The following is a 22,919-nucleotide window of genomic DNA, read 5'->3' as shown; positions in this document are numbered from 1 at the left end:
TATTTAGATGTAAAAATTCTATTTTGTTACCAATTGGTCTGCTAATATACGCGTATACTCATCCGTTTCTAAATAATTATTCAGGCTCGGGCTTTCAATAAAGTCAATACTGCCCATACATTCCTCTATCACATCGCTCATTTGCAAAAATCCAATCCTGTCCTGTAAAAACGCGTCTACCACCACTTCATTGGCTGCATTGATAATACACGGCATATTGCCTCCTTTGCGCAGGGCAGCATAAGCCAGGCCAAGGTTTCTGAAAGTCTTGGCATCTGCCTGGTAAAAGTTCAGTTCCGGATAATCCACAAAGTTGAAACGCTTAAAATCACTGCTTATTCTGTCCGGATAAGCCAAAGCATAGTGAATGGGCAGTTTCATATCGGGTAAACCCATCTGTGCTTTCATCGAGCCATCATTAAACTGAACCAATGAATGTACAATAGATTGCGGATGTACGATCACGTCAATCTGGTCTGCCTCCAGCCCAAACAACCATTTGGCCTCTATCACTTCCAGGCCCTTATTCATCAAAGAAGCCGAATCAATCGTAATCTTGGCCCCCATTACCCAATTGGGATGTTTCAGCGCCTCCACTTTAGTCACTCCTTTCAAAAAAGCAGGGTCCTTGCCCCTGAATGGTCCGCCAGAAGCGGTAAGGTATATTTTTTCAATTGCATTCCCACTTTCACCTACCAGGCATTGAAAAATGGCAGAATGCTCCGAATCAACCGGAACAATCTTTACCCCTTTTTCTGTGGCCAGCCGTGTAATCAGGTCGCCGGCAACCACCAGTGTTTCCTTATTGGCTAAACCGATGTCTTTACCGGCTCTTATGGCCTCAATAGTTGGCCTTAAGCCAACCGAGCCAACAAGCGCAGTAAGCACCATGTCCACGCCTTCCAAAACCGCAGCTTCACACAAAGCAGCTGCTCCGGCCAAAACTTTTATACCCGTGCCCAGGAGCGCAGTTTGCACTTCCCGATATTTACGCTCATCGGTAATGACCACCAGTACAGGCTTGAACATCAAGGCCTGTTCAATCAGCAGTTCAGCATTAGACTGCGCCGTTAGTGCCAGCACCCGGTACAGGTCCGGATTACTCGCTACTACCGCTAAAGCCTGGGTACCAACAGAACCTGTAGCCCCTAAAATGGATATATTTTTCAATTTATAAAACTAGTTAAATCATCCGCAATCTTCCTGTCATTGGCCAGGCGGGGAACCTTATTTTGTCCACCCAACTTCCCTTGTGTCCTCATATAGCTTACAAACGCATCTTTTTGTAAAGAACGGATGACCAAAGGTTGCAATATTTTCCCTTCAATCAAGTCAAAATAGTAAATATTCTTCTTTTGTAATGCTTCATCCACCTTTTTACTAAAGGCTGCCATGTCTTCGGGCAAGTTAGCAAATTCTACAAACCATTCGTGATAGGGCAGTTCGCCGGCAGGCGGACTTACCTGCGGGGCAACCGTAAATTCAGTAATGCCAACCCCCTCTTCATTGGCAACAGAAAGCAAGGCATGCTCTACTTCCTCCCCGATCACATGTTCCCCAAAGGCCGATATAAAATGTTTGATCCGTCCCGTTACCACAATTTTGTAAGGATCTTTAGAAACAAACTTAATGGTATCCCCAATCACATAGCCCCAAAGCCCCGCATTGGTATTCAAAACCAGCACATAATTGGTATCCAGTACTACCTCAGCCAAACTCAAACGGCTGGGGTGATCATTATAAAACTCATCAGCAGGAATAAACTCATAAAACATGCCCGCATCTGCCAGCAGCAGCAAACCCTTATCCCCCTGCCTGTCCTGGTAAGCAATAAAGCCTTCCGATGCAGGATAAGTCTCAATCGAATCAATCTTACGGCCTATACTCGTTTCAATCCTGGCCCGGTAAGGTTCAAAATTTACCCCCCCGTAAACAAACAGTTCAAAATTCGGGAAAATGTCTTTGATCTTTTTACCGCCGGAACGCTGCTGAAGCCGGTCAAAATACATCTGCACCCAGGGCGGAATACCCGAAATCAAGGTCATATCCTCGCTGATCGTTTCCGCTACGATCGCATCCACTTTTTCTTCCCAGTCTTCGATGCAATTGGTCTGGTAAGCGGGCAAACGGTTTTTTTGTAGATAAGCAGGAACCAGGTTCGCCACAATGCCAGACAAACGTCCTACATTGATCCCGTTCTTTTTTGTCATCACCGGGCTGCCCTGTAAAAAGATCATCTTGCCGTCAATGAACCGTACCTTCCCCGTTTCATGCACATAGGTTAACAGGGCATTGCGCGCTGCTTTGATGTGCTCCGGCATAGACTCCTTCGAAATGGGAATGTATTTAATACCCGATGTGGTACCGGATGTTTTGGCAAAATATTGGGGTTTACCCCTCCACATGACATCTTTTTCTCCGGCAACAACCCGGTCAATATACGGCCTCAGTTCTTCATAATCCCGTATAGGAACCTGTTTTTTAAAGTCCGCATAATTCTTTATCCCGGCAAATTTATGGTCTTTTCCAAAAGCAGTGTTCTTTGCAGCAGCAACAATATTAAGGAGCGTATCCTGCTGCGCCTTCACTGCATTTTTTTTCCATTTCTCGATACCCTTTACTACAAAGGCAGCAAATGGTTTGCTTAATGCCGCTTTTAATCCCATAATACGTATTAAACTATATTATGAATGATATCCGGTTCACCTTCACCCTTATACTCGCTCATCATTTTCCGGTAGGCTATGGTGAGGGCCACACTGGACAAAGGAACAATAATAAAGGAGCTCAGCACATTAATAAAAAAAGCAATAACCGGCCATTTCAGGTAACTGAAAAACAAGTACAGCACATGAAAACCACCCAGCACCAATAAGAGCAGCAGAATTTTGGTAAAGTTTCCTTTGGTCGTTGCCAGGCTAAATTTAATAGAAAGAAAAGGCGGCAGGTTCTTATCAATGATAAAAAAGGGAAAAAAAGATATCCTGATCCAGGTGATGAATATGGCAATGATCCCAACGGATATCGCAATATTGGTGATGATCTCCATTTTGATCCCGGTATATATAAAAGGAAAGGCAATCAGGATCACGATCGAATAAACACCGATGATACACAGCATAAAGTACAACATGGCCACCAGGAAACGAATGATCTGTCTCCTTGTCGGAATCGTATTGACAATACTCACATTGAACTCATCATCCAGCAGATGAAATATATATTTAAAAAGAGAAAGATTGATGGTGAAATAGAACATCACAAAAAAGAAAGCCATGAGCACACTTAAGCCCTTGTTCACATCCTTCAGAAAAAATGCCATTAAACCCGATGCATTGGAGGTAATGAACATCAAAAAGCAAAGCGTTGCAATAGAAAAGTAATTCCTTTTGGTTACTGCCCATGCTTTGCCTATCGTTTCATTTACAGTAAATGTACTTTCCTTTAAAAACTCAATCATTGTTGTCTGAATACTACTCTTTTAATAAAATCCTGTATAAACCCTAAGCCATAGGCTGTCAGTTGTATAAACGCAGCAATAATACTCAAAAATGCCACCTTTAACGACTGATTGACCTGCCAGGAATGAAAAAATATCAACATCAGATAAATTAACAGTATAAAGTTACACAAATACGCCAAAGGCCAATAAAATATATTCATCAGCAGGGTAAATCCCACCCCACAGGTAAAAACAGCCGGAAAAAAATGCACCAGCTTAAGCTCGGACGGAAAATGTTTATAAATATTTATCCTGGCGCGGCCAAAAAAATGGAGCTGCTTATAAAACTGCGCAAAACTGGTCCGTCTTTTATGGTAAACCTTAGCGCCGGGTATCAACCCCGTTTTAAAGCCATTTTCATGAATCCGGATGCTGTATTCAATGTCCTCTCCCAAACGGGTCAAAATAAAGCCACCTACCCTTTCCCACACCTCACGTGATACGCCCATATTGAAACTGCGGGGATGGAACCGGCCAATATGCTTTTTATTTCCGCGGATCCCCCCTGTGGTAAAAGGCGAAGTCATGGCATAGCTGATTGCTTTTTGAACAGGTGTAAAACTTTCATGGGCAGCATCAGGCCCGCCATAAGCATCCAGCTGATGCTCGTATAAATAATCCCGCACCACCTCCAGGTAATCTTCAGGGATCAGGCAATCCGAATCAAAAACCACAAAAAAATCACCCTTTGCCCTTTCAAACCCATAATTACGGCTAAAGCCCTGCCCTTCGTTGGGCTTAAAAAAATATTTTACGTCCAGTCTATCGGCATATTTGGCCACAATGGCCTTTGCATCCAGTACAGAACCATCTTCAATCACCAAAACCTCAAACTGGGTATAAGTTTGACGGGTCAGCGTAAGCAACAATTCGTCAATTTCCTGCGGACGGTTATAAAGGGGAATAATGATGGAAAAAAACATGGCTTACAAAATCTCCTTTTCAATCAGGTAATGGTTGCGTTCCGGTGCAGCACGTGTAACCAGTTCTGCAACAAATCCGGTCAGGAACAACTGCGAACCTACGATGATGGCCACCAAAGCAATATAGAACAAAGGCTGGTCGGTCACATCCCGCTTATAAGGCGTATTCATCGAAATGTGGTATAACTTTACCGCAATCAGCCAGATGGCCATAAACGTTCCGATCAAAAAGCTCAATACCCCCAGCGAACCAAAAAAGTGCATCGGACGTTTGCCAAACTTACCTACAAAAAAGATAGACAGCAGATCCAGAAAGCCATTGATAAAACGGCTCAATCCAAATTTGGTCACCCCGTATTTCCTCGCCCTGTGTTCCACTACCTGCTCGCCAATATTTTTAAATCCGGCCCATTTGGCGATCACCGGGATATAACGGTGCATCTCTCCATAAACTTCGATGGTCTTGACGACATCTTTGCGGTAAGCCTTTAAACCACAGTTAAAATCGTTGAGCTGTATGCCCGACATCCTGCGTGTAGCCGCATTGAACAATTTAGTAGGGATGGTTTTCGTAACCGGATCGTAGCGTTTCTTTTTCCAGCCCGATATCAGGTCAAATTTTTCTTCTTTTATCCTGCGGAAAAGTTCCGGTATTTCATCCGGGCTATCCTGCAGATCGGCGTCCATGGTAATGATGACCTCGCCTTCCGCAGCAGCAAAAGCCACATTTAAAGCAGCCGATTTGCCATAGTTCCGTCTAAATTTTATTGCTTTAACCGCATCGAATTCTTTTTTCAGCTCCTCAATCACCGCCCATGAACCATCCGTACTCCCATCATCTACAAAAAGAATTTCATAAGAGAAGCCATGCTCCCGCATTACCTTAGCTATCCAGGTCGTTAATTCAGGAAGAGATTCATCTTCATTATACAATGGGATTACTATAGAAATATCCATGTGCTTATAACGCTAAAACAATTTGCAAACTTATCGAAATTGTTCATGCCTTTTATATAACGGCCAAAAAAATTTACAGGAAAACCGAACAATCTGTTATTCAGTTTGTTAAAAAATAATATCATATTCAGTTATTATGGAACAGTTCAGCATAGAAGTGGCCGACAACCATGGTTCCGGACATTTTTTCAACATCACAGTGTTAGATGATGCGCATTACCAGATCTTTAATGAGCAGCAGGAACGCATGGCGACCATTGAAATAGACCTAGAAGACCAGCACCATTACCGGCAAAGCCTGGATTGTAAACTTGAACTTCCATTACTGGACGCCATTAAAGACCGCATTATGCTTCATGAACAGCTGGCCTAGCTGTTCTGTTATACCTTAATTGCCACATCTGCTTATTTTTCGTACTTTTGGCCTGTAAATGAAGCCTACCTATACCAGACTCCTGGCCAGGAAAATCCTCCTGGCACTACTTACCATATGCATAGTTCTTGCTGTAGCCGCACTTTTTGTACGCCATAAAATTACCACTGAACTTGCTGCCACCACAAAACTGGCCAGCCAGGTCCATTCTACAGTAAACCCCGACCAGGTACTGGTACTGCTCCGTCAGGCCGAAGATGATTTTCAGGAATCCCTGGCCGATACCAATGGCTCCCGCAGCTCCGGTTACAAGTTAAAATTAAATCTGGTGTTTCTTAAGATAGATACCCTGCTTAAAGCAAAGACAGATACTAACGGCCTCAATAGGATCCAATCCGCACGGGTAAAAGAATGGTACCGGAACAAAGTAAAATTATCTGACCGCCTGCTCCTGACCAAAAGCAATTTCGATTCCCTGCTTACCGTCTATGCCGAATTCAACACCCAGGTAAGTAAAGAAACAGCTGTTGCGGGCAAGCCGCTTAAAACCCTGGAAAAAAAGGTAAATGCTAACACCGATACGATAAGAAAGGTCATCCCAGCAGAAAAAAAGGGTTTGTTTAGCCGGATCAGAGATGCCATTGCCAATAAAAACGCGGGTAACGGGAAAACACTGGAAATCATACACAACAACCAGGTCAATGTCTCTGAAAACACACTACATAAAGTCATCACCGTACAGCAAACAGAAAACGGAAAAAAGCTGAGACAGCTTCACGACCATTACCTCAACCTGCTCAACATGCAGCGCGAACTGATCATCGTAAACACCCAGATCAGCAATGAACTGGAGCGCATTGTAAACGACCTGAAAGCGATCAATTATAATTTTACCAATGAGCTGAAGGCGATGGCCCTTAAAAATTACCAGGAAACCACCTCCCTGCTCAACAAATTCTATTTTACGGCTTTATGCCTGGTCATCCTCTTTGCCATACTTCTCATTGTATTCATCATACAGCTCAACAAAGCGGAAAGCCTGCTGCGCGGAGAAAACGAAAGGGCAGTAAAAATAGCACGGCAAAAAATGGACCTGCTGCTCAACATGAGCCACGAGATCCGCAATCCGCTTACCGCCATAAAAGGTTTCCTGTACATTTTTGGAAAAACCAACCTGTCCGAGCGGCAGACGGAAATGCTGGAATCCATAAAAAGTTCTTCTGATATGCTCCTGCGTACCCTGAATGACACACTCGATGCCGGCAAAATGGAAAACAGCGAACTGAAGATAGAAACCGAGCCCTTCAATCCTGATCATACCATCAACCAGGTCATGGAGGGCATGAGTTACAGTGCAGCCAAAAAACAGCTCAGCTTCCAATATCATTTTAAAGGCAGCAAAGACGCCCTGGTCCTGGGGGATAACTTCAGGCTGAAACAAATACTGGTCAACCTGCTCAGTAACGCCATCAAGTACACCGTTAAGGGCGGAATTACCTTAAATGCCGAACTCCTTACCGGAGAAACCACGATGCTGCAGGTTGATGTAACCGATACGGGAGAAGGCATCTCTGCAGAACAGCAGGTAAACCTGTTTTCCAAATATTATCAGACCAGTTCTGCTAAAGGACAGGTAGGTACCGGTCTGGGTTTATTTATCTGTAAACAGCTGGTAGAAATGCAGGCCGGAAAAATCAGCGTAAAAAGCATTCCGGGTAGCGGAACAACATTCAGCTTCTTTATCCCCTATAAAAAAGATCAGGAGGCTGCTCAGGAAAAGCAGGACGCAGCATCCCTCCTCAACGGGGCCAGCATCCTCGCTGTTGACGACAATGAGCTCAATTTAATGTTCCTTAAAGTAATGACAGCCAAATGGAATGTCCGGTTTCATCAGGCCGCCAATGGCAGGGAAGCCCTGGAAATCATCAGCCGGGAGCAGATCAGGCTTGTACTGACAGACCTGCAAATGCCGGAAATGGACGGTCATCAGCTTTTATCGGCCATACGCGCCTTAAAAAAGCCCCTAAACCAGATACCGGTCATCATCATCAGCGGAAACTCCGAACCTCCGGAAGAAAAGACCCTTTTAAAACAAGGTTTTTCCGGATGGGTAGGCAAACCATTTATAGAATCGGAATTGATTGCAGCCCTGGTTAAAGTACTCGGCAAAAAGCCGGATTAAACTGCCTCTTTTTTAAGGATCGCCGCACCAATCAAACTGGTGATTAGTCCCATTATCGTATAAGTGATCGCTGCCCCGAACCCAATAAAAAATATCATGTACGATTGCATCATTTCCACCCCTTTTAATTTTTGCGGATCACCTTCAGCCGCCGCGCGGGCACTGTCTATCAGCCGCTCATAAGCAGCAGGATCTAATACCTTATAATACAGCATCAGCACCAGCGCGATAAACAAACCTGCATAAGCAGCAACCTTAAAACCTGCAGAAAATGCAGCTTTAAAAGAAATATACCCACCCAGTTCCTTTTTATAATTGGTTTGCACATATACAACCGCCAGGATAAACGGCAGATAAGAAGCTACAGAATAAACCAGCTTATCTATCGCAGAGCTGTCCGGGTTGTTCTGGTCAATGCCCGCCGCTTTAAAAATATAGATCAGTATCAGAAAATAAATGGCATAGGCCAATGCACTTTTAAAAGCCAGTGCATTGGGTGTTTTTAAAGCTTCTTGTTTTTGTTCCTCTATTTCCATCCCCTTAGTTTACATTAAACGCAGCAATCAAAGTATATACTGCTACATCAAATTCCTTGTTGGCACTGTACGTTTCCAGATCTTTGATGATCTTGTCGTTCGCCCTTGGCTGATGGAAGAACACCATAAAAGGTACAAATAAATCTTCCATTTCCTCCGACAGCTCCATCATACCCACATGGCTGCAAATGTCTTCCACACTGCTCTCTACCAGTTGCTGGTTGCTGATCAGGTCTTCATAAATGTGGAATTCATCCTGGAACTCATCCTCCTCTACCAGTAAAAACTCTTTCAGAAAATCATCCAGTTCCGGGTTGATCTTTTCGTCATGACATTCGTTAATATACAAGAGCAGGTTCAGCAGTTCCGTACCCCTGTCAATCGTATCCTCTTCAATATCCGCCCATTCTTCCGAATCCAGGTAATCCTCTTCCAGTTTTTTCACATCACTGGCAAAGAAATTGATCATCAGCAGGTCAAAGAATACTTCCCTCAACTCTTCAAAAGCAGGATGCTCATCGAAAGCCTCATCAAACTCTTCCACCTTTTCCAAAAACCCCAGGTCTTTGCTAAACACCTCGATCAGGCGATCTTCCAGCTGTATCGAATCTTTTCCTGAAGCGGCGCCAAACTTATCCAGCGACGCGATCAGCGCTGTTTTTACATGATTATCCATACACTTGTAATTGTTTGTTATTATATACCAGTTTTACTTTACCGGTTAATTTCTGATTCATTAATGGAGAGTTGGCCGATTTGGAAAAATTGCTGTCTGCATTGTACAGCCATTCCTCAGCAGGGTTGTATACCGTAAAATTAGCATCCGCCCCTTCCTCGATCACCGGAACAGCAAGGCCCAGCAACTTGCGCGGGTTTACCGACAATTTAACAGCAATCTGTTCTGCATCCAGCCCGGCTTTCAGCAGGAGTGGCAATACCGTTTGCAGCGCAATAATGCCATAAGCAGCAATTTCAAATTCCACATCCTTAAACTCAATTTCATGCGGACGGTGCTGTGAGCTTACCGCGTCTATGGTCCCCTCCTTTAAACCCGTCAGCAAAGCTTTTACATCCGCTTTGCCGCGCAAGGGAGGTTTTACCTTATAATTGCTGTCAAAATCAGCCAGTAACTCTTCCGTAAATACCAGCTGGTGTGCCGCTACATCACAGCTAATCTTCAGTCCGTCCTTTTTAGCCTTTTTGATCAGCGCCACCGATCCGGCAGTAGAAATATTGCTGATGTGTACCGGCGCATCGTGGTAAGCTGCCAGAAATATATCCCTGCTGATGTGCAGCTCTTCGGCCAAACCAGGTACACCCTTCATGCCCAGCAGCACACTGTTCCTGCTCTCATTGATCTGCGATTTGCCCGCTATCGATTTATTTTCAGGATACACCATCAGCAAGCCTTCAAAACCTTTGGCATATTGTAAGGCCCGGCTCATGAAACCATCGTCCGTGATCGGTTTAGTGCCATCAGAAAATGCCACTGCACCTGCCCTTTTCATATCGTAAAGCTCCGCAAGCTCTTTTCCTTCCAGGTTCTGACTGATTGCCCCTACCGGCAGTACATCTACCAGGTTGTTTTTTGCTTTATTTACAATATAGGCCACCTCTGCTTTAGACTGCACTACCGGACTGCTGTGCGGCAAAACCGCCAGACCGGTAAAGCCTCCGGCCATAGCCGCTGCTGTGGCCGTGCCAATGTCTTCTTTGGTTTCAAAACCCGGATCGCCGATGGCACAGTTCAGGTCAAAAAAACCTGGCGAAAGCAAGCATCCCTTTCCATCAATTGCTTCCTCTCCTTTGTTCGCTAGTTTCTGGCCAATTGCAATAATCTTACCCTGTTCTACACGCACATCAACTGTCTGCCGGTTAAATTTACTGTTGGGATCGGCAACGGTTACGCCGGTTAGTAGAAAATTCATGTTGTTTGCTGTTTTTGATGGTAAACTCATGATGGTTTTGTAGGATTAAAAAATCTGATCAGTAATATTTCAATAGCTAAGAAAACAACAGCCAAAATTAGGCAAAGTTTCCATAACTCAATAGGGTTATTTTTTAGCGCGATGTGCATAGACAACGCATCTTTTTTAGCATTATAGAATGCCATGTCCTTCCGGTTAAACAAAGCTTTTAAATCATTTTCTGTAGCATAATGCATGTCCGATTCTGATCTGTCATCGTTAAAAGCCATTACCGATAAAGTAGAATCAGCCAGTTTCAGGTTATAAAAACCCGGTTTTTTTATTTGGTCGGCCACATACAACAGTGTTTTTCCAGCTGTCTGCCTGAGCTCCGGGATTACTTCAAAGCCATCTGAAACCAAAATTAAGGACTGGTTGGCCGCAAGGTTTATCCTGTCATTTTCCAGCACTTCGCTTTTCCCCAGGGTATAATAAAACGGTTGCTCCCTGCTGCCCGAAAAAGCCATTTTAAACATCATCGGTACAAATACCGGGTGCCTGGCCAGATTGCCGTCCTTACTGTTTAATGAAGACGCCGCTAAATACACTTTACCTGGCCCCAGCTGGAATTTTGCCATCAGGAATTTATTTAAAGGCAATTTCAGGATGTCTTCTTTATTGCCGGAATTTTGCCCGGCATAACTCAGGTAGCGGTTTACCACCGGCAGGTCTATATTGGGCGCAAGCTCATCAAACACCTCCTTAAATAAGGAATTTCCAGGCGCTATGGTACCTGCAATGGCAGGCCCGACATTCAAGGCAGCAATAGCAGGAAGCGATAAGCCCGTTAAAAAGGGGTTGTAAACCGCAGCGCTGGTTTCCAGGTCTGGAAATATCACTACCGATCCGCCATGCGCTACATACCCTTTCAGCTGTTGTGCCAATCCCGAAGATGGCTCCTTTAAACCGTCCAGGACAATCAGACCGTATTCCGGAAAATCAGCATACCTGATGTTAGACTCCGGCATTTCGGTCAGCTTGAAATACGCATCTGTAGCAAAAACTGATTTTATGGCCTTTTCTGCGGGGTTGCCGCTGATGCTCAACACCTTCAGGTCGGGCGCCACCTTAAAGGTAAAACTCAGTTCATCATCAAAAGTAAGTGGAAAATCTTTGATGCTCAATATCCCTTTTTGCCATCCTGCCGCCATTCCACTAAAAGAAAGCGTATCATTAAGTGTCTTGCCAGCCGCAATTTTAACCGTACTGATGGCCTTTTGCTGATTATTGATCCTTAGTTTTACAGGTACATCCTCCGCATCCTCATCCCCATAATTGTGCAGCTGTACCACAAACTGCTCAGTCTGATTGGGTAAATGTACAGGCAATAAGCTCCAAACACTATCTACCCCAATATTGGGCAGACTGTTGGCATTTAATTTTATAAAAGAGAAACCCAGTGCAGGATTTGTTTGCAGCTGCCGGGTACCTGCAAAGCCTTTTTGAAAATCAGACAGCAGATAAGCCACTTCATTTTTATTGGCAGAAACAGGTGTTTCCAGCCGGTTGATCACCTGCTGCAAAGACCTGTTCCTTGCCGATATTTTGATGTCATCCAGCATGCTGATCAGTTCTTCCCGGTTTACCGCCCGCTGGTGCTTACCCTCAAAATCATTGGTCAGCAGTTTAAACTGGTCGGTCATCCCATAAGCACCGGCAATTTCTTTCGCTTTTCGTTTGGCTTCGTCCAGCAGGCTTCCTTCCTTGTTCAGGCTTTCCATGCTGTAAGAATTGTCGATATAAATATGAACCAGATTAGGTCCGGAAATTTGCTTATTTGCTCCCGAAACCGGGATAAAAGGTCTGGCAAAGGCTAGTACCAAAAAAACGACCGCTAAAATCCTGCTGCCCAGTATCAGCAAATGCTTCAGCTTTTCCCTGGAAGAATTTTGCTCCTGTATCGCAGTAAGAAAAGCAACATTACTGAAATAAACCTTTTTAAATTTCCTGAAATTGAATAAGTGAATGACAATAGGAATCGCTACTGCCAGCAGGGCAAAAAGAAAACCTGGATATAGGAAATTCATTAAAAAACAAAGTTAGCAATTTACATGAATTTCTTCATAGCAATATACAAAGTTTCATCCAGGCCATAAACATCCGGTCTGAATTGGATGCTGCCACTTTGCGGCCATGCTGTTACGTAATTGATGATCAGTGGCACCTGTTTTTTGGTGCCAAACCATTTCGGTTTCAACTGAAAAATGTTCAGCGTATCTGCTTTTTTTGCCAGTTTTTTCCGGTACACTTCCATTTTGGTGGGATCAATTGGCGGCAGGTTCACTTCCATCCTCAGCTGGTCATACTGGTATTTATCTTTAACCAGCTTTTCGGCAAATTCCAAAGGCCGCTCTACCCTTACACAGCCATGGCTGATGGCCCGGTTGCTCCGGGCAAAAGCACTTTTATTATTGGTATCGTGCAGGTAAATGCTCGATCCGTTGTCAAAAATGAATTTGAATTTACCCAGGGCATTCCCATCTCCCGAGCCTTGTTTAAACTGAAAAGGCAGTTTTTCACGCGGGTATTTGTTCCATTGTATCGTATCCGGATCGCCAACCAGCTTTCCTTTATAATATACCCGGATGTTGTTATTGGATAGATAATAAGGATCCCGTACTGCCTGCCAGTAAATTTCGCTCCTGGCAATGCTCACCGGGATGTTCCATATCGGGTTTACCTGTATAGAATTCAGTTTGCTATATAAAATAGGGGTTTCATGGTTTTTAGGCTTATCATCCAGGTTTCCCGATTTCAGGTACAGTTTTATTTTTTCTGCATAATCCTTTTCGCGCGCGCCGCCTACACAAACCTTCATATGGCTTAACGTATCCTGTCCGTTAAACCAGGTTAAGGTAAAATCAGGAATGTTTACTTCCACATATTCTGCTCCAAGATCGGGCAATTTCCACCTCAGTCTTTCCATATTTACCAGCAGGGTTTTTAAAGCCGGTTCCTCTTTTTTTCCCTGTTGCTCATAACTGAGCATGGCACGCTGCAGGGCTTTGTAACTTTCTGATGCCGGCTGTATATCCAGCAGCAATTTCTCCAGGTTATCGGTAGCCAGTACCGCAATCATACTGCTGCTATCTGGCCGCTTTACCGGCACATAATACCTGGACAGCAGTTTCCGCGGATTTAAGGCCCCATAATAAATGGTGTTGTTATACCTGATCAGGCTTTCTGCTGTGTTCAGTTCAAGATCAGCCACTACCGGGTAAACTTCAGCAATAGACTTAAATTTATTAGCCGACAATTCATCCAGCAGCATTTTCAGCTTTTTATACCGGAAAACCTCAGGGTTCAAACCGTGTAACTCACTCCTGCTGATGTAATTTTTAAGGGTATCCAGCGCACCGCTGACAAAATATTTAGTGACCAGCCTGGGCTCATCGTTATTACTTTTGTAAAAGGCTTTAACTGTATTTGGATTGGAGAAACTTCCCTGCAGCGAATCCAGGTGTCTTTTAAAAATGACATTGTACTCGGCAGTATCAAATTTCTTATACAGCTTATTGTCGAAATGTTCGGCCAGTTTAACCCCAATTTCGGGGGTATCTTTAAACCAGCTGCAGGCATGCAGCATCAAACAAAAGGGAACAATCAGGAATAAGAGTTTCTTCAAAATGGCAGTATTGTACAAAAATAGCTTAATTTAAATGTATAAGAAGGGTTGAACAAAAGAAGTGCCATAAAAAATAACCGTTCTCTTCGAAGACGGCACAATTCCCGATGAAGAATCGGGAAAGGTGCTATGTCTTCTCTGAGAAGGTAATTTTTTCCCTCAACTGGGTGCAAAACCTTTTTTTTACACCACCTCTACCGCTCCAACATACAAACTATCACCCTGCATTTTTCCATTCGCCGAGGCAAAGCTCATGTAACAATGCACCGCATCACCTGGAAAATCAACAGGCATTTCCATTACAAAGCTCAGTGCGTTCCGCTTTACAGCAACCTTCAAAATCATCCTCATTTTCTTTGCCGGATTATAGACCAGGAAACTGGCCTGATCTGTGAACTGGCAATAAGCCGATTGTTTCTGGGGCAGCCAGCTAAAGGTAATTTTCCCCTCAGCAGATGTTACCTGCACCCCTTCAGGGCTAAGCACATCGCCCCTGCTGTAGATTATTTCCGGATAGTTGATCAGCCATTCCTCGCCCTGCTTTACAAAAGCACGGTCATAATTGTAGGAAAAAGCTTCATTTACAGGCGTATTTTGTTTAACAAAGGTTTTAAACCCAACATTTACCAGTGGCGCTATCTTTTTTAAAAAATTATTGAGCAGGCCAAATTTCAACCGCGCTTCCGCCTGCTTCGCTGTAGCTTTCCGTTTAACGGGATGCGGGAGCGCAGTCAGCAGGTCCTGCCCCATGTGGTGGCGGCCAACTGCTGGTCCTACTTTATTGCGGAAAGGACCGAATATCCCCGATTGTTGTATACCCATGACTTAAAAATTTAATGGTTAAGGTTCCAGGTTGAAATGCCCGGTATAAGTGCTGTCCGCCACTTGTTTTCTGTTGGCGGCAATAAAAGAGACGTAAGTTTCCATGTATTCGCCCTGCAGGCTTGGCGGAATTTCCAGCACATCAAGCCCCGATAACCTGCTGTTGCCAAAAAGGTTGGTAAAAACTTTGTCCTTCTCTGGAAAGTAGGCCAGCATCATCACCTGGTCAGTAGCTTCCGGCCAGGCCATTTCCGGATCAGTGTCCCAGCTGTACTGCAACCCATCCGCTGTTGGCAGCACGATACAGTTTTGGGCAGGTTTTAGCTCCCCTTTGCTGAGCAGCAACTGATCGTAAGCAAATTCCAGATTGGGATAAGTGCCGGTAATGATGTTCTTTTTATTTGCCTTGACGGCTTCATTGTAAGCGTTGTCCTTTGCTTTGATGGCCAACAGGCCAAAGCCGATGTCGAGAAATTCCTTTAAACGCTTGAGCAGGATGCTGGACATTTTGGTTCCCATCCTGTATTGCAGCTGCAATTCAGTAGGCGGTTTAATGTTGCGTCCAATGCCACGGGATACGTTTTTACCGTTCAGCATGTAGTACACCACATTTCCTATTCTGCCCCTATGGTTACCCCCGGGACCGTTTTCTGTAATGGCCATAATTTAAAATCTGGTTAGCTTCTTTAATTGTCTTAATAATAAGCGATGCAAAGATAGCATCATAAATGATGCATCAGATTATAAAATTTATTAATGACAATAATATGATAATTAAATGAAGATGATATGAAAACATAATTAAAATACCATTGAACTACCCTTGGAATACCGTTGGAATACCACATATGGTATTCCAACGGTATTCCAAGGGTATTATAAAGGTAACTTAACGGTATTATAATTATGTTTTCATTATGTTTTCATTATGTATTCACTATGTATTTATTATATATTCATTAATAATGATGTAAAAAGGCCTTGCCCATGTAGGCCAGCAAAGGTCAGCGCAAAAGAAAAGGGCAGCCAAATGATTGGATGCCCGTTTTAAAGCTTAAATAAAAAAGTTTTCTTTACAAACCTACTGTAAGCTGATAGGTGGCTGTAGCACGAATGCGCAATTCTTTATCCGTTACTCTTCTGGCCTTAAATGAAAGTGTATATTTAAAATTTCCAGCAGTTAAATAGCTTTTCAGCTCAGTTGAACCCGCCGTAACCGGGATCACCAATGTGCCTGCCTTTACATCAGGATTATTGGCAACCGAAGCAATGGTCAGTGCGGCTTGTCCTGTAGCCTCAATCTTTGCACTCAGGGATTCAATATTTGCAAAGTTATTTGCATCATCCATGCCGCTGATGATGTCCAGTTTTAATGAAGTTATCCTTACATTTCTAAGGTTTTTAACACCAAACTGGTCGGCCTTAGCTTTAATCATTGCATCTATATCAATAGGTGCAGCTACATCAACTACCTTAAGTTCTGTGGTAGAAATAATTTTTGGCATGGTAAATTCCACAGCATCCGGCGTAATATTGATGTCACGCTCTGTTGCTTCTTTAATCTTGTTGCAGGATGTTGCTGCCATTAACAAGATGAGGGTCAGGGATAATAGTAGGTTTTTTTTCATGACTGCAAAACTAACAAATACTTTGTATAATACATTTCGCCAACAGGCAACATCAAAAAATGAGTAAAAATTTGGAATGCTTATTTTATTACCTATATTTGGTTAACCAATAATTGGTAGACCAAATATACGTTATGAAATCATTTATAGAAACCATTAAATCTATTGAAGTGGAATCTCCGGTTGACAAGATCATCGGGCAACTCAAACAACTCATTACAAGCGGACAATTGCAGCCCGGCGACAGGCTGCCCGCTGAAAGGATACTGGCAGAGAAATTTGGGGTTGGGCGCAGTTATGTGCGGGAAGCCATTTTAAAATTAGAATTCTACGGTTTACTCAGAACCAATCCGCAAAGCGGAACCTATGTTTCAGGTTTGAGCATTAAGGTACTGGACAACATCATCACCGATATCATCAAATTCAACAAAGAGGATTTCAATGCCCTTTTAGAAGCGAGGTACTACCTGGAACTGGATGCTGTAAAACTGGCTGCAGAAAGAAGAACGGCGCAGGACCTGGTTAACTTAAAAGAGGCGCTGATCGATTATGAAAACAAGACCAATAACAACCAGGATGCCGTTGAGGAAGACATGCTGTTTCACATTGCTATTGCCAGGGCATCCAAAAACTCTGTGATCGAGTCGATGATCCTTATTCTCATCCCCGATCTGATCAAAAGCATTGTAGAAAACAAGATATGTGGGGATAACCGCGGAAAGCTGGCCATAGCTGAGCATAGAAATATACTTACAGCTATAGAGAACCAGGATATAGATGCAGCAGAAAATGCGGTAGCCACCCACCTGAATGACATGTTTCAAATTAGCAAAGCCGGATTTTCCGCACAACACATCATTAATGACAAAAACTAAGGACTAAAATTCCCATTTCTTTTTAAATGCATATGAACTACTTAAAAAAGTTGGTAATGGCCATATATTGCCTGATGTTTTACCTGTCCGCTTCGGCTCAGGAACATCCCGGCATCATGCTCACGAAAAAAAATATCGGGGCAGTAAGAAAGGGAGTGCAGACTTATCCTTTATTAAAGGCGTCTTACAAGAAGGTAAAAGCAGATGCCGATAAAGCATTGGCAGAGCCCATCCTTGTGCCTGAACCGAAAGATGCAGGCGGGGGGGCTACACACGAGCAGCATAAAAAAAATTACAGCAATATACTGAACTGCGGCATTGCCTATCAGCTCTCCGCCGATAAAAAATACGCGGCTTATGTAGAAAACATACTCTTAAAGTATGCAGCGGATTACGGCAAATGGCCCCTGCATCCCAAAAGAAAAGAAAACCACCAGGCTGGCAGGATTTTCTGGCAAAGCTTAAATGATTTTGTATGGCAGGTGTATACCATACAGGGCTATGATATGGTTTATGAGGCCATTTCTGCGAAGAACCGCGCCACTATAAATTCAGGTTTATTTGAGCCCATGCTCAAATTCTTTACTGTGGACTGTAAAGAGACCTTTGATAAGATCCACAATCACGGCACCTGGGATATTGCAGCCGTGGGGATGACCGGTTATGTACTGAACAAGCCGGAATATGTAGAAATGGCGATAAAGGGTTCTGCCAAAGATGGCAAGACCGGCTACCTCGCCCAGGTTGACCAGTTGTTCTCGCCCGATGGCTATTATACCGAAGGTCCTTATTATCAAAGGTATGCCTTACTTCCCTTTATCCTCTTTGCCAAAGCCATCCATAACTTCCAGCCGGAACTTAAGATTTTTGAATACCGCAACCAGTTACTGGCCAAAGCCATAAATACAACTTTACAACTGACCTATACAGATGGCACATTTTTCCCGGTCAATGATGCCGTAAAAGGAAAAACCTACGAAACACCGGAACTGGTGTACGGGGTTGACATTGCCTATGCGGACATTAAACCTGCAGCAGAATTGCTGGATGTAGCCCAAAGACAGGCAGAAGTGATCGTTTCCGATGCCGGGCTAAAGGTGGCAGCAGATCTTCAGGCGGGTAAAGCCAAACCATTTTCCTACCAGTCGCAGTTGATCAAAGACGGCGCTTCGGGTACAGAAGGGGGCCTGGGCATATTGAGGTATGGGAACAATGATGACCAGCAGGTACTGCTGTTGAAAGCGGCTTCCCAAGGAATGGGACACGGGCATTTTGACCGCCTGAACTTACTGTATTACGACAACGGGGTGGAGATTTTTCCTGATTACGGATCGGCTAGGTTCATCAATATTGAATCAAAAAAAGGTGGTGACTACCTCCCTGAAAATAAAACCTGGGCCAAACAAACCATCGCCCACAATACCCTGGTGGTAGACCAGACTTCCAATTATAAGGCAAATGCCGAACTGGCCCAGCAAAGTCATCCGGAAATACTATACTTTAAAAGCGATAAAAACCTGCAGGTAGTTAGCGCCATAGAAAAAAATGCTTATCCGGAGGTACAGATGATCCGGACATCGGCTTTGCTTAAAGTAGCAGAACTGGCTAAGCCCCTGCTGATAGATGTGTTCCAGGTACTGGCCGCAAAGCCACACCAATATGACCTGCCTTTCTGGTACAAAGGACATATTGTGGATGCCTCGCCAAAGATAAATGCCTTTAGGAATGAGTTAAAACCATTGGGTGAAAAATACGGATATGAGCACATCTGGTTAAACGCAGATCAGCCGGTAAAAGAAAAATCAGGCTACCTGAGTATTTTAAACAACAAGCGTTTTTACACAGTTCATTTTGCTACCGATACTGCTGTTAATTTAAAAATGCTGCTGCTCGGGGCCAATGATCCTGATATGAGCCTGGTAGAGAGCAAGGCCTTTATGCTTTCATCGGCCAGATCTGCCAACCAGGTTTTCTTTAATGTGACCGAAACCCATGGCCGTACCAATCCGGTGAGCGAAACCACAACCGGGGCCAGCAGTAAAGTGAGCGACCTGAAGATCCTCGGCAGCAGCAAAGACCAGGTTAGGGTTTCCTTTAAAGTTAAGGGCAAACTGTACACCTGGCAGATCAATTATCAGCAGAAAGAAAATTTTATAAAACTTAATTAATACGTGATGTTACAGCACAACTTATTTCAAATAGATACAGAAATACAATGGCAAGACCTGGGAAATGGGATTAAACGGAAGATATATGGATATGATGATCACATTATGCTGGTCAAAGCAAAGTTTGAGGCCGAGGCCATAGGTGTGCTGCATGAACATCGCCATTCGCAGGTTACCTATGTGGAAAGCGGGGTATTTGAGATGAGCATCGGGGAGGAAAAAAAAATCATCAAAAAAGGCGATGGCTTTTACGCCCCTCCGCATGTATGGCATGGCTGTGTATGCATAGAACCTGGGGTTCTTATTGATGTATTCGCTCCGCACCGGGAAGATTTCTTATAGCATTAACCTTAAACCGATATCAGATGAAGAAAATGATCTTATTTTGTGCACTGTTTTTCGCTTTTCATGCCTTGCATGCCCAGGACAGTGCTGCAGTAAAAAAAGTGACCTACCCGGCGGGTTTTACGGAACAGCTGAATGTAGTTTATACCAAAGTGAACGACTGGGAAGGAAAGATGGACCTTTACCTCCCACCTGTTAAAAGCGCTCCTGCTCCGGTGGTGATCAACATTCACGGCGGAGGATGGAACAAAGGAAATAAGGAATCGCAGACGGGTTTCAGCGGATTCTTTAAAAGAGGCTATGCGGTGGCCAACATTGCTTACCGCTTAACCGGTGTTGCCACTGCACCTGCAGCGGTTGAAGATACGCGCTGTGCGCTGATCTACCTGATCAGCAATGCCAAAAAGCTAAATATCGACGTCAACAAAATTGTCATCATGGGTGGCTCTGCAGGCGGGCACCTGGCCTTAATGGGCGGCTTGCTGGAAAACAACCCTGTTTTTGATACCAATTGTAAGGGTACAGCAAACATTAAAGTTGCCGCCATTATTGACAAATATGGGATTACCGATGTATGGGACTGGGGATACGGTAAACTAAAAACGAGCAAATCTGCCACCAGCTGGCTGGGAGCTAAAGCAAAGGACCAGGATTTTGCCAGGTCTGTATCGCCCTTGTACCAGGTTAAGAAAAGCAGCCCGCCTGTATTCATTGTACACGGGGATGCCGACCCAATTGTGCCTTATGAGCAATCTGTAGCCCTGAAAGCAAAGCTGGATGAACTGGGCGTAAAAAATGAATTCATTACGGTTAAAGGAGGTTTGCACGGAAAGTTTCCCGCTGAAGAGAACAGCAGGGTAAATGCAAAGATCATGGAATTTTTAAAAAGCCTGGGGCTATAAACGGATCATAAAGAAGAGATGAAAGTAAAAGGATTAAGATGGTACATTATTGCATTGATTGCTTTTGCAACAGTGATCAATTACATTGACCGGAGTGCCATTAACATCATGTGGCCCTACATTTATAAGGAATTCGGAATTGCAGATGCGGACAATAAAAATGCGCTGGCACTGATTACCACCTTTTTTATGATTGCCTATGCCCTGGGCCAGACTTTTACCGGAAAACTGATGGATGCGGTGGGCACCAGACTGGGCATGACCCTTTCCATCATCGGATGGAGTGTATCTATTGCCCTGCATGCTTTTGCCCGTTCGCTGATGTCCTTTAATATTTTCAGGTTTATGCTGGGATTTTCCGAGGCAGGCAACTGGCCTGGTGCTACCAAGAGTAATGCGGAATGGTTCCCTGCAAAGGAAAGGGCCATAGCACAGGGTATTTTTGGGGCCGGGGCATCTTTAGGATCGGTAATTTCTGCGCCCGTAATTGCCTTGCTGTATATTGCTTTTGGCTGGAAACTGACCTTTGTCCTGATTGCTGTACTTGGCCTGATCTGGGTGATCCCATGGCTGATCATCAATAAGGCGGCCCCTGAAAAACACCCCTGGCTGACAGAGAAAGAACGCAACTACATCCTGGATACTGATCCGGAGGGCAGCAGCACTGTGGAAACAGCACCGGTACTGAGCTGGAGGGAGCTGCTGAAATTCAGGAACACCTGGGGCATTATCATGGGCAGGTTCTTTATTGACCCGGTATGGTGGTTATTTGTGACCTGGCTACCCACATTTTTAAAAGAGCAGTTCCTGTTCGACATCAAACAGATCGGTGCCTTTACCTGGCTGCCATATCTGTTTGCTGCTATAGGGAGCCTGGCCGGGGGCTATTATTCATCCCGGCAGGTTAAACGCGGAATAACTGCAGTTAAAGCCCGTAAAAATGCCATTGCCCTGGGCTGTGTGCTGATGCTGGTTTCACTGCTGGCCATAGTTTACCGGCTGGATAGCCTTAAAGACAACCCGGGCCTGGCCATGGTACTGATTGGCTGTACTTTATTTGGGTTTCAGTTTTTAATCGGGAACATCCAGACACTGCCCAGCGATTATTTTAATGGCAAAAATGTGGGCACAGTTGCCGGAATGGGCGGTACTGCTGCTGTAGCCGGGACGCTGTTGACTACCTGGGCAGTCCCCATCATTACGCAAACAAGTTACGTATCCTTTTTCGTGCTGGCCGCAGTACTGGTTCCGATCACCTGGGTATGCATCAGATACATCACCTCTAAAAAATTAATTCATCAATAAAAAATAGAATATGCGTTTAAAAAATAAAGTCGCAATTGTAACTGGCGGGTCCAGGGATATCGGTAGAGCTGTTTCTTGTCAGCTTGCACAGGAAGGTGCTAAAGTTGTGATCAATTATCATGGCAATATCGCGAATGCAGAAGAAACCCTGAAACTGATTACAGATCAGGGCGGCGAAGCGATCATCGTTAAAGCGGATGTGACCAAATCAGCTGAAGTGCTGCAGCTGATCGACCAGACCAGGGCGGCCTTTGGCGAAGAGATCAACATCCTTGTGAATGTTGCGGGCGGTATGGTAGCCAGAAAACCAACCTTAGAACTGGACGAAGAATTCTGGGATGCGGTAATGGACCTGAACCTGAAGAGTGTATACCTGGTGAGCAAGGCAAGCATCCCCTATATGAAATCTGGTGCTGCGATTGTTAACCTGTCTTCACTGGCAGGCAGGGATGGCGGCGGTCCGGGTGCAAGCGCTTATGCAACGGCTAAAGGCGGGATCATGACCTATACCAGGTCACTGGCCAAAGAACTGGGGCCTAAAAATATCCGTGTAAATGCCGTATTACCGGGCATGATTGCGACTACTTTCCATGACACTTTCAGCAAACCCGAAGTAAGGGTTAATGTAGCCAATGCGACTTTGTTAAAACGGGAAGGTACCGCATCGGAAGTTGCAGACCTGGTGGTATACCTGGCCTCAGATCAGGCCAGTTACATTACCGGTACCAATATAGACATCAATGGTGGTTTAAACTTTTCATAACCCCTATCCAGCGGGTGCTTAAACACTGCTGACCGCATAAATAAGC

Annotated in this window: 21 protein-coding genes; 8 read left to right on the top strand and 13 right to left on the bottom strand. The window is 44.3% G+C overall.

Translation table 11 applies throughout. The features are described 5' to 3' along the window. Positions 1–18 precede the first annotated feature (18 nt). The 5 genes from R2Q85_RS18925 to R2Q85_RS18905 are packed head-to-tail and all read right to left on the bottom strand — an operon-like array spanning position 19 to position 5,382. Complete coding sequence (locus R2Q85_RS18925; RefSeq protein WP_316813357.1) at positions 19–1,170, bottom strand: 1-deoxy-D-xylulose-5-phosphate reductoisomerase; 1,152 nt, start codon at positions 1,168–1,170, stop codon at positions 19–21. After that, the gene (locus tag R2Q85_RS18920) at positions 1,167–2,666 is read right to left on the bottom strand and encodes a GH3 auxin-responsive promoter family protein (RefSeq protein ID WP_316813356.1); all 1,500 of its coding nucleotides are present in this window, start codon (positions 2,664–2,666) and stop codon (positions 1,167–1,169) included. Before R2Q85_RS18920 ends, R2Q85_RS18925 begins: the two co-directional genes overlap by 4 nt. Positions 2,667–2,674: 8 nt before the next feature. Then, positions 2,675–3,460, bottom strand: coding sequence for a hypothetical protein (locus tag R2Q85_RS18915; protein WP_316813355.1), 786 nt, complete (start codon positions 3,458–3,460; stop codon positions 2,675–2,677). Continuing rightward, the gene (locus R2Q85_RS18910) at positions 3,457–4,425 is read right to left on the bottom strand and encodes a glycosyltransferase (protein WP_316813354.1); all 969 of its coding nucleotides are present in this window, start codon (positions 4,423–4,425) and stop codon (positions 3,457–3,459) included. Before R2Q85_RS18910 ends, R2Q85_RS18915 begins: the two co-directional genes overlap by 4 nt. A 3-nt stretch (positions 4,426–4,428) precedes the next feature. Further along, positions 4,429–5,382: a glycosyltransferase family 2 protein gene (locus R2Q85_RS18905; RefSeq protein WP_316813353.1), complete on the bottom strand. Its 954-nt coding sequence runs from the start codon at positions 5,380–5,382 to the stop codon at positions 4,429–4,431. A 136-nt stretch (positions 5,383–5,518) separates the two neighbouring features. On the opposite strand from R2Q85_RS18905, the gene R2Q85_RS18900 reads away from it, so the two are divergent. Both R2Q85_RS18900 and R2Q85_RS18895 read left to right on the top strand, forming a co-directional pair. After that, a complete protein-coding gene (locus R2Q85_RS18900) occupies positions 5,519–5,755 on the top strand; it encodes a hypothetical protein (protein WP_316813352.1) in 237 nt (78 codons plus the stop codon). 58 nt (positions 5,756–5,813) lie between these two features. Continuing rightward, complete coding sequence (locus tag R2Q85_RS18895; protein WP_316813351.1) at positions 5,814–7,937, top strand: ATP-binding protein; 2,124 nt, start codon at positions 5,814–5,816, stop codon at positions 7,935–7,937. Here R2Q85_RS18895 and R2Q85_RS18890 read toward each other — a convergent pair. The 8 genes from R2Q85_RS18890 to R2Q85_RS18855 all read right to left on the bottom strand — a co-directional run bounded on the left by R2Q85_RS18890 (position 7,934) and on the right by R2Q85_RS18855 (position 16,515). Continuing rightward, a complete protein-coding gene (locus R2Q85_RS18890; RefSeq protein ID WP_316813350.1) occupies positions 7,934–8,473 on the bottom strand; it encodes a DUF4199 domain-containing protein in 540 nt (179 codons plus the stop codon). The genes R2Q85_RS18895 and R2Q85_RS18890 overlap by 4 nt on opposite strands. 4 nt (positions 8,474–8,477) lie before the next feature. Beyond that, a complete protein-coding gene (locus tag R2Q85_RS18885) occupies positions 8,478–9,149 on the bottom strand; it encodes a hypothetical protein (protein ID WP_316813349.1) in 672 nt (223 codons plus the stop codon). Next, positions 9,142–10,401: a dihydroorotase gene (locus R2Q85_RS18880; RefSeq protein ID WP_316813348.1), complete on the bottom strand. Its 1,260-nt coding sequence runs from the start codon at positions 10,399–10,401 to the stop codon at positions 9,142–9,144. Before R2Q85_RS18880 ends, R2Q85_RS18885 begins: the two co-directional genes overlap by 8 nt. A gap of 26 nt (positions 10,402–10,427) precedes the next feature. Further along, on the bottom strand, positions 10,428–12,467 hold the full coding sequence (locus R2Q85_RS18875; protein WP_316813347.1) for a BatA domain-containing protein: 2,040 nt from the start codon (positions 12,465–12,467) through the stop codon (positions 10,428–10,430). A 20-nt stretch (positions 12,468–12,487) separates the two neighbouring features. Further along, a complete protein-coding gene (locus R2Q85_RS18870; protein ID WP_316813346.1) occupies positions 12,488–14,065 on the bottom strand; it encodes a L,D-transpeptidase family protein in 1,578 nt (525 codons plus the stop codon). Positions 14,066–14,248: 183 nt separating this feature from the next. Further along, entirely contained in the window at positions 14,249–14,887 is a 639-nt protein-coding gene (locus R2Q85_RS18865; protein ID WP_316813345.1) for a DUF6266 family protein, read from the bottom strand. 18 nt (positions 14,888–14,905) lie between these two features. Further along, complete coding sequence (locus R2Q85_RS18860; RefSeq protein ID WP_316813344.1) at positions 14,906–15,550, bottom strand: DUF6266 family protein; 645 nt, start codon at positions 15,548–15,550, stop codon at positions 14,906–14,908. Between the two features lie 410 nt (positions 15,551–15,960). Continuing rightward, positions 15,961–16,515, bottom strand: coding sequence for a hypothetical protein (locus R2Q85_RS18855; protein WP_316813343.1), 555 nt, complete (start codon positions 16,513–16,515; stop codon positions 15,961–15,963). A 134-nt stretch (positions 16,516–16,649) separates the two neighbouring features. Here R2Q85_RS18855 and R2Q85_RS18850 point away from each other — a divergent pair, with 134 nt between their 5' ends. From R2Q85_RS18850 to R2Q85_RS18825, 6 genes are read left to right on the top strand one after another with little or no spacing between them, the layout of a single operon-like run. After that, positions 16,650–17,390, top strand: a complete 741-nt coding sequence (locus tag R2Q85_RS18850) for a FadR/GntR family transcriptional regulator (RefSeq protein WP_316813342.1) — start codon at positions 16,650–16,652, stop codon at positions 17,388–17,390. Positions 17,391–17,422: 32 nt separating this feature from the next. After that, positions 17,423–19,558, top strand: a complete 2,136-nt coding sequence (locus tag R2Q85_RS18845) for a heparinase II/III family protein (RefSeq protein WP_316813341.1) — start codon at positions 17,423–17,425, stop codon at positions 19,556–19,558. Positions 19,559–19,564: 6 nt separating this feature from the next. Further along, a complete protein-coding gene (locus tag R2Q85_RS18840; protein ID WP_316813340.1) occupies positions 19,565–19,900 on the top strand; it encodes a cupin domain-containing protein in 336 nt (111 codons plus the stop codon). 23 nt (positions 19,901–19,923) lie between these two features. After that, positions 19,924–20,805 (top strand): alpha/beta hydrolase, encoded by an 882-nt coding sequence (locus R2Q85_RS18835; RefSeq protein ID WP_316813339.1) that lies wholly within the window; start codon positions 19,924–19,926, stop codon positions 20,803–20,805. An 18-nt stretch (positions 20,806–20,823) separates the two neighbouring features. Further along, complete coding sequence (locus R2Q85_RS18830; RefSeq protein ID WP_316813338.1) at positions 20,824–22,110, top strand: MFS transporter; 1,287 nt, start codon at positions 20,824–20,826, stop codon at positions 22,108–22,110. Between the two features lie 10 nt (positions 22,111–22,120). After that, positions 22,121–22,873 (top strand): 3-oxoacyl-ACP reductase family protein, encoded by a 753-nt coding sequence (locus R2Q85_RS18825; protein WP_316813337.1) that lies wholly within the window; start codon positions 22,121–22,123, stop codon positions 22,871–22,873. Positions 22,874–22,919 lie beyond the last annotated feature (46 nt).

The sequence above is a fragment of the Pedobacter heparinus genome (genome assembly GCF_032678725.1).
In the GTDB taxonomy this organism is placed as follows: Bacteria; Bacteroidota; Bacteroidia; order Sphingobacteriales; family Sphingobacteriaceae; genus Pedobacter; species Pedobacter heparinus_A.
Note: the sequence above shows the minus strand (reverse complement) of the source record. Positions and strands in the feature narration are given on the sequence as shown.

Coding starts and splice junctions, on each gene's coding strand:
- R2Q85_RS18920 (WP_316813356.1), bottom strand. CDS start 2,666: ATGGGATTAAAAGCGGCATTAAGCAAACCATTTGCTGCCTTTGTAGTA.
- R2Q85_RS18915 (WP_316813355.1), bottom strand. CDS start 3,460: ATGATTGAGTTTTTAAAGGAAAGTACATTTACTGTAAATGAAACGATA.
- R2Q85_RS18910 (WP_316813354.1), bottom strand. CDS start 4,425: ATGTTTTTTTCCATCATTATTCCCCTTTATAACCGTCCGCAGGAAATT.
- R2Q85_RS18905 (WP_316813353.1), bottom strand. CDS start 5,382: ATGGATATTTCTATAGTAATCCCATTGTATAATGAAGATGAATCTCTT.
- R2Q85_RS18900 (WP_316813352.1), top strand. CDS start 5,519: ATGGAACAGTTCAGCATAGAAGTGGCCGACAACCATGGTTCCGGACAT.
- R2Q85_RS18895 (WP_316813351.1), top strand. CDS start 5,814: ATGAAGCCTACCTATACCAGACTCCTGGCCAGGAAAATCCTCCTGGCA.
- R2Q85_RS18890 (WP_316813350.1), bottom strand. CDS start 8,473: ATGGAAATAGAGGAACAAAAACAAGAAGCTTTAAAAACACCCAATGCA.
- R2Q85_RS18885 (WP_316813349.1), bottom strand. CDS start 9,149: ATGGATAATCATGTAAAAACAGCGCTGATCGCGTCGCTGGATAAGTTT.
- R2Q85_RS18880 (WP_316813348.1), bottom strand. CDS start 10,401: ATGAATTTTCTACTAACCGGCGTAACCGTTGCCGATCCCAACAGTAAA.
- R2Q85_RS18875 (WP_316813347.1), bottom strand. CDS start 12,467: ATGAATTTCCTATATCCAGGTTTTCTTTTTGCCCTGCTGGCAGTAGCG.
- R2Q85_RS18865 (WP_316813345.1), bottom strand. CDS start 14,887: ATGGGTATACAACAATCGGGGATATTCGGTCCTTTCCGCAATAAAGTA.
- R2Q85_RS18860 (WP_316813344.1), bottom strand. CDS start 15,550: ATGGCCATTACAGAAAACGGTCCCGGGGGTAACCATAGGGGCAGAATA.
- R2Q85_RS18855 (WP_316813343.1), bottom strand. CDS start 16,515: ATGAAAAAAAACCTACTATTATCCCTGACCCTCATCTTGTTAATGGCA.
- R2Q85_RS18850 (WP_316813342.1), top strand. CDS start 16,650: ATGAAATCATTTATAGAAACCATTAAATCTATTGAAGTGGAATCTCCG.
- R2Q85_RS18845 (WP_316813341.1), top strand. CDS start 17,423: ATGAACTACTTAAAAAAGTTGGTAATGGCCATATATTGCCTGATGTTT.
- R2Q85_RS18840 (WP_316813340.1), top strand. CDS start 19,565: ATGTTACAGCACAACTTATTTCAAATAGATACAGAAATACAATGGCAA.
- R2Q85_RS18835 (WP_316813339.1), top strand. CDS start 19,924: ATGAAGAAAATGATCTTATTTTGTGCACTGTTTTTCGCTTTTCATGCC.
- R2Q85_RS18830 (WP_316813338.1), top strand. CDS start 20,824: ATGAAAGTAAAAGGATTAAGATGGTACATTATTGCATTGATTGCTTTT.
- R2Q85_RS18825 (WP_316813337.1), top strand. CDS start 22,121: ATGCGTTTAAAAAATAAAGTCGCAATTGTAACTGGCGGGTCCAGGGAT.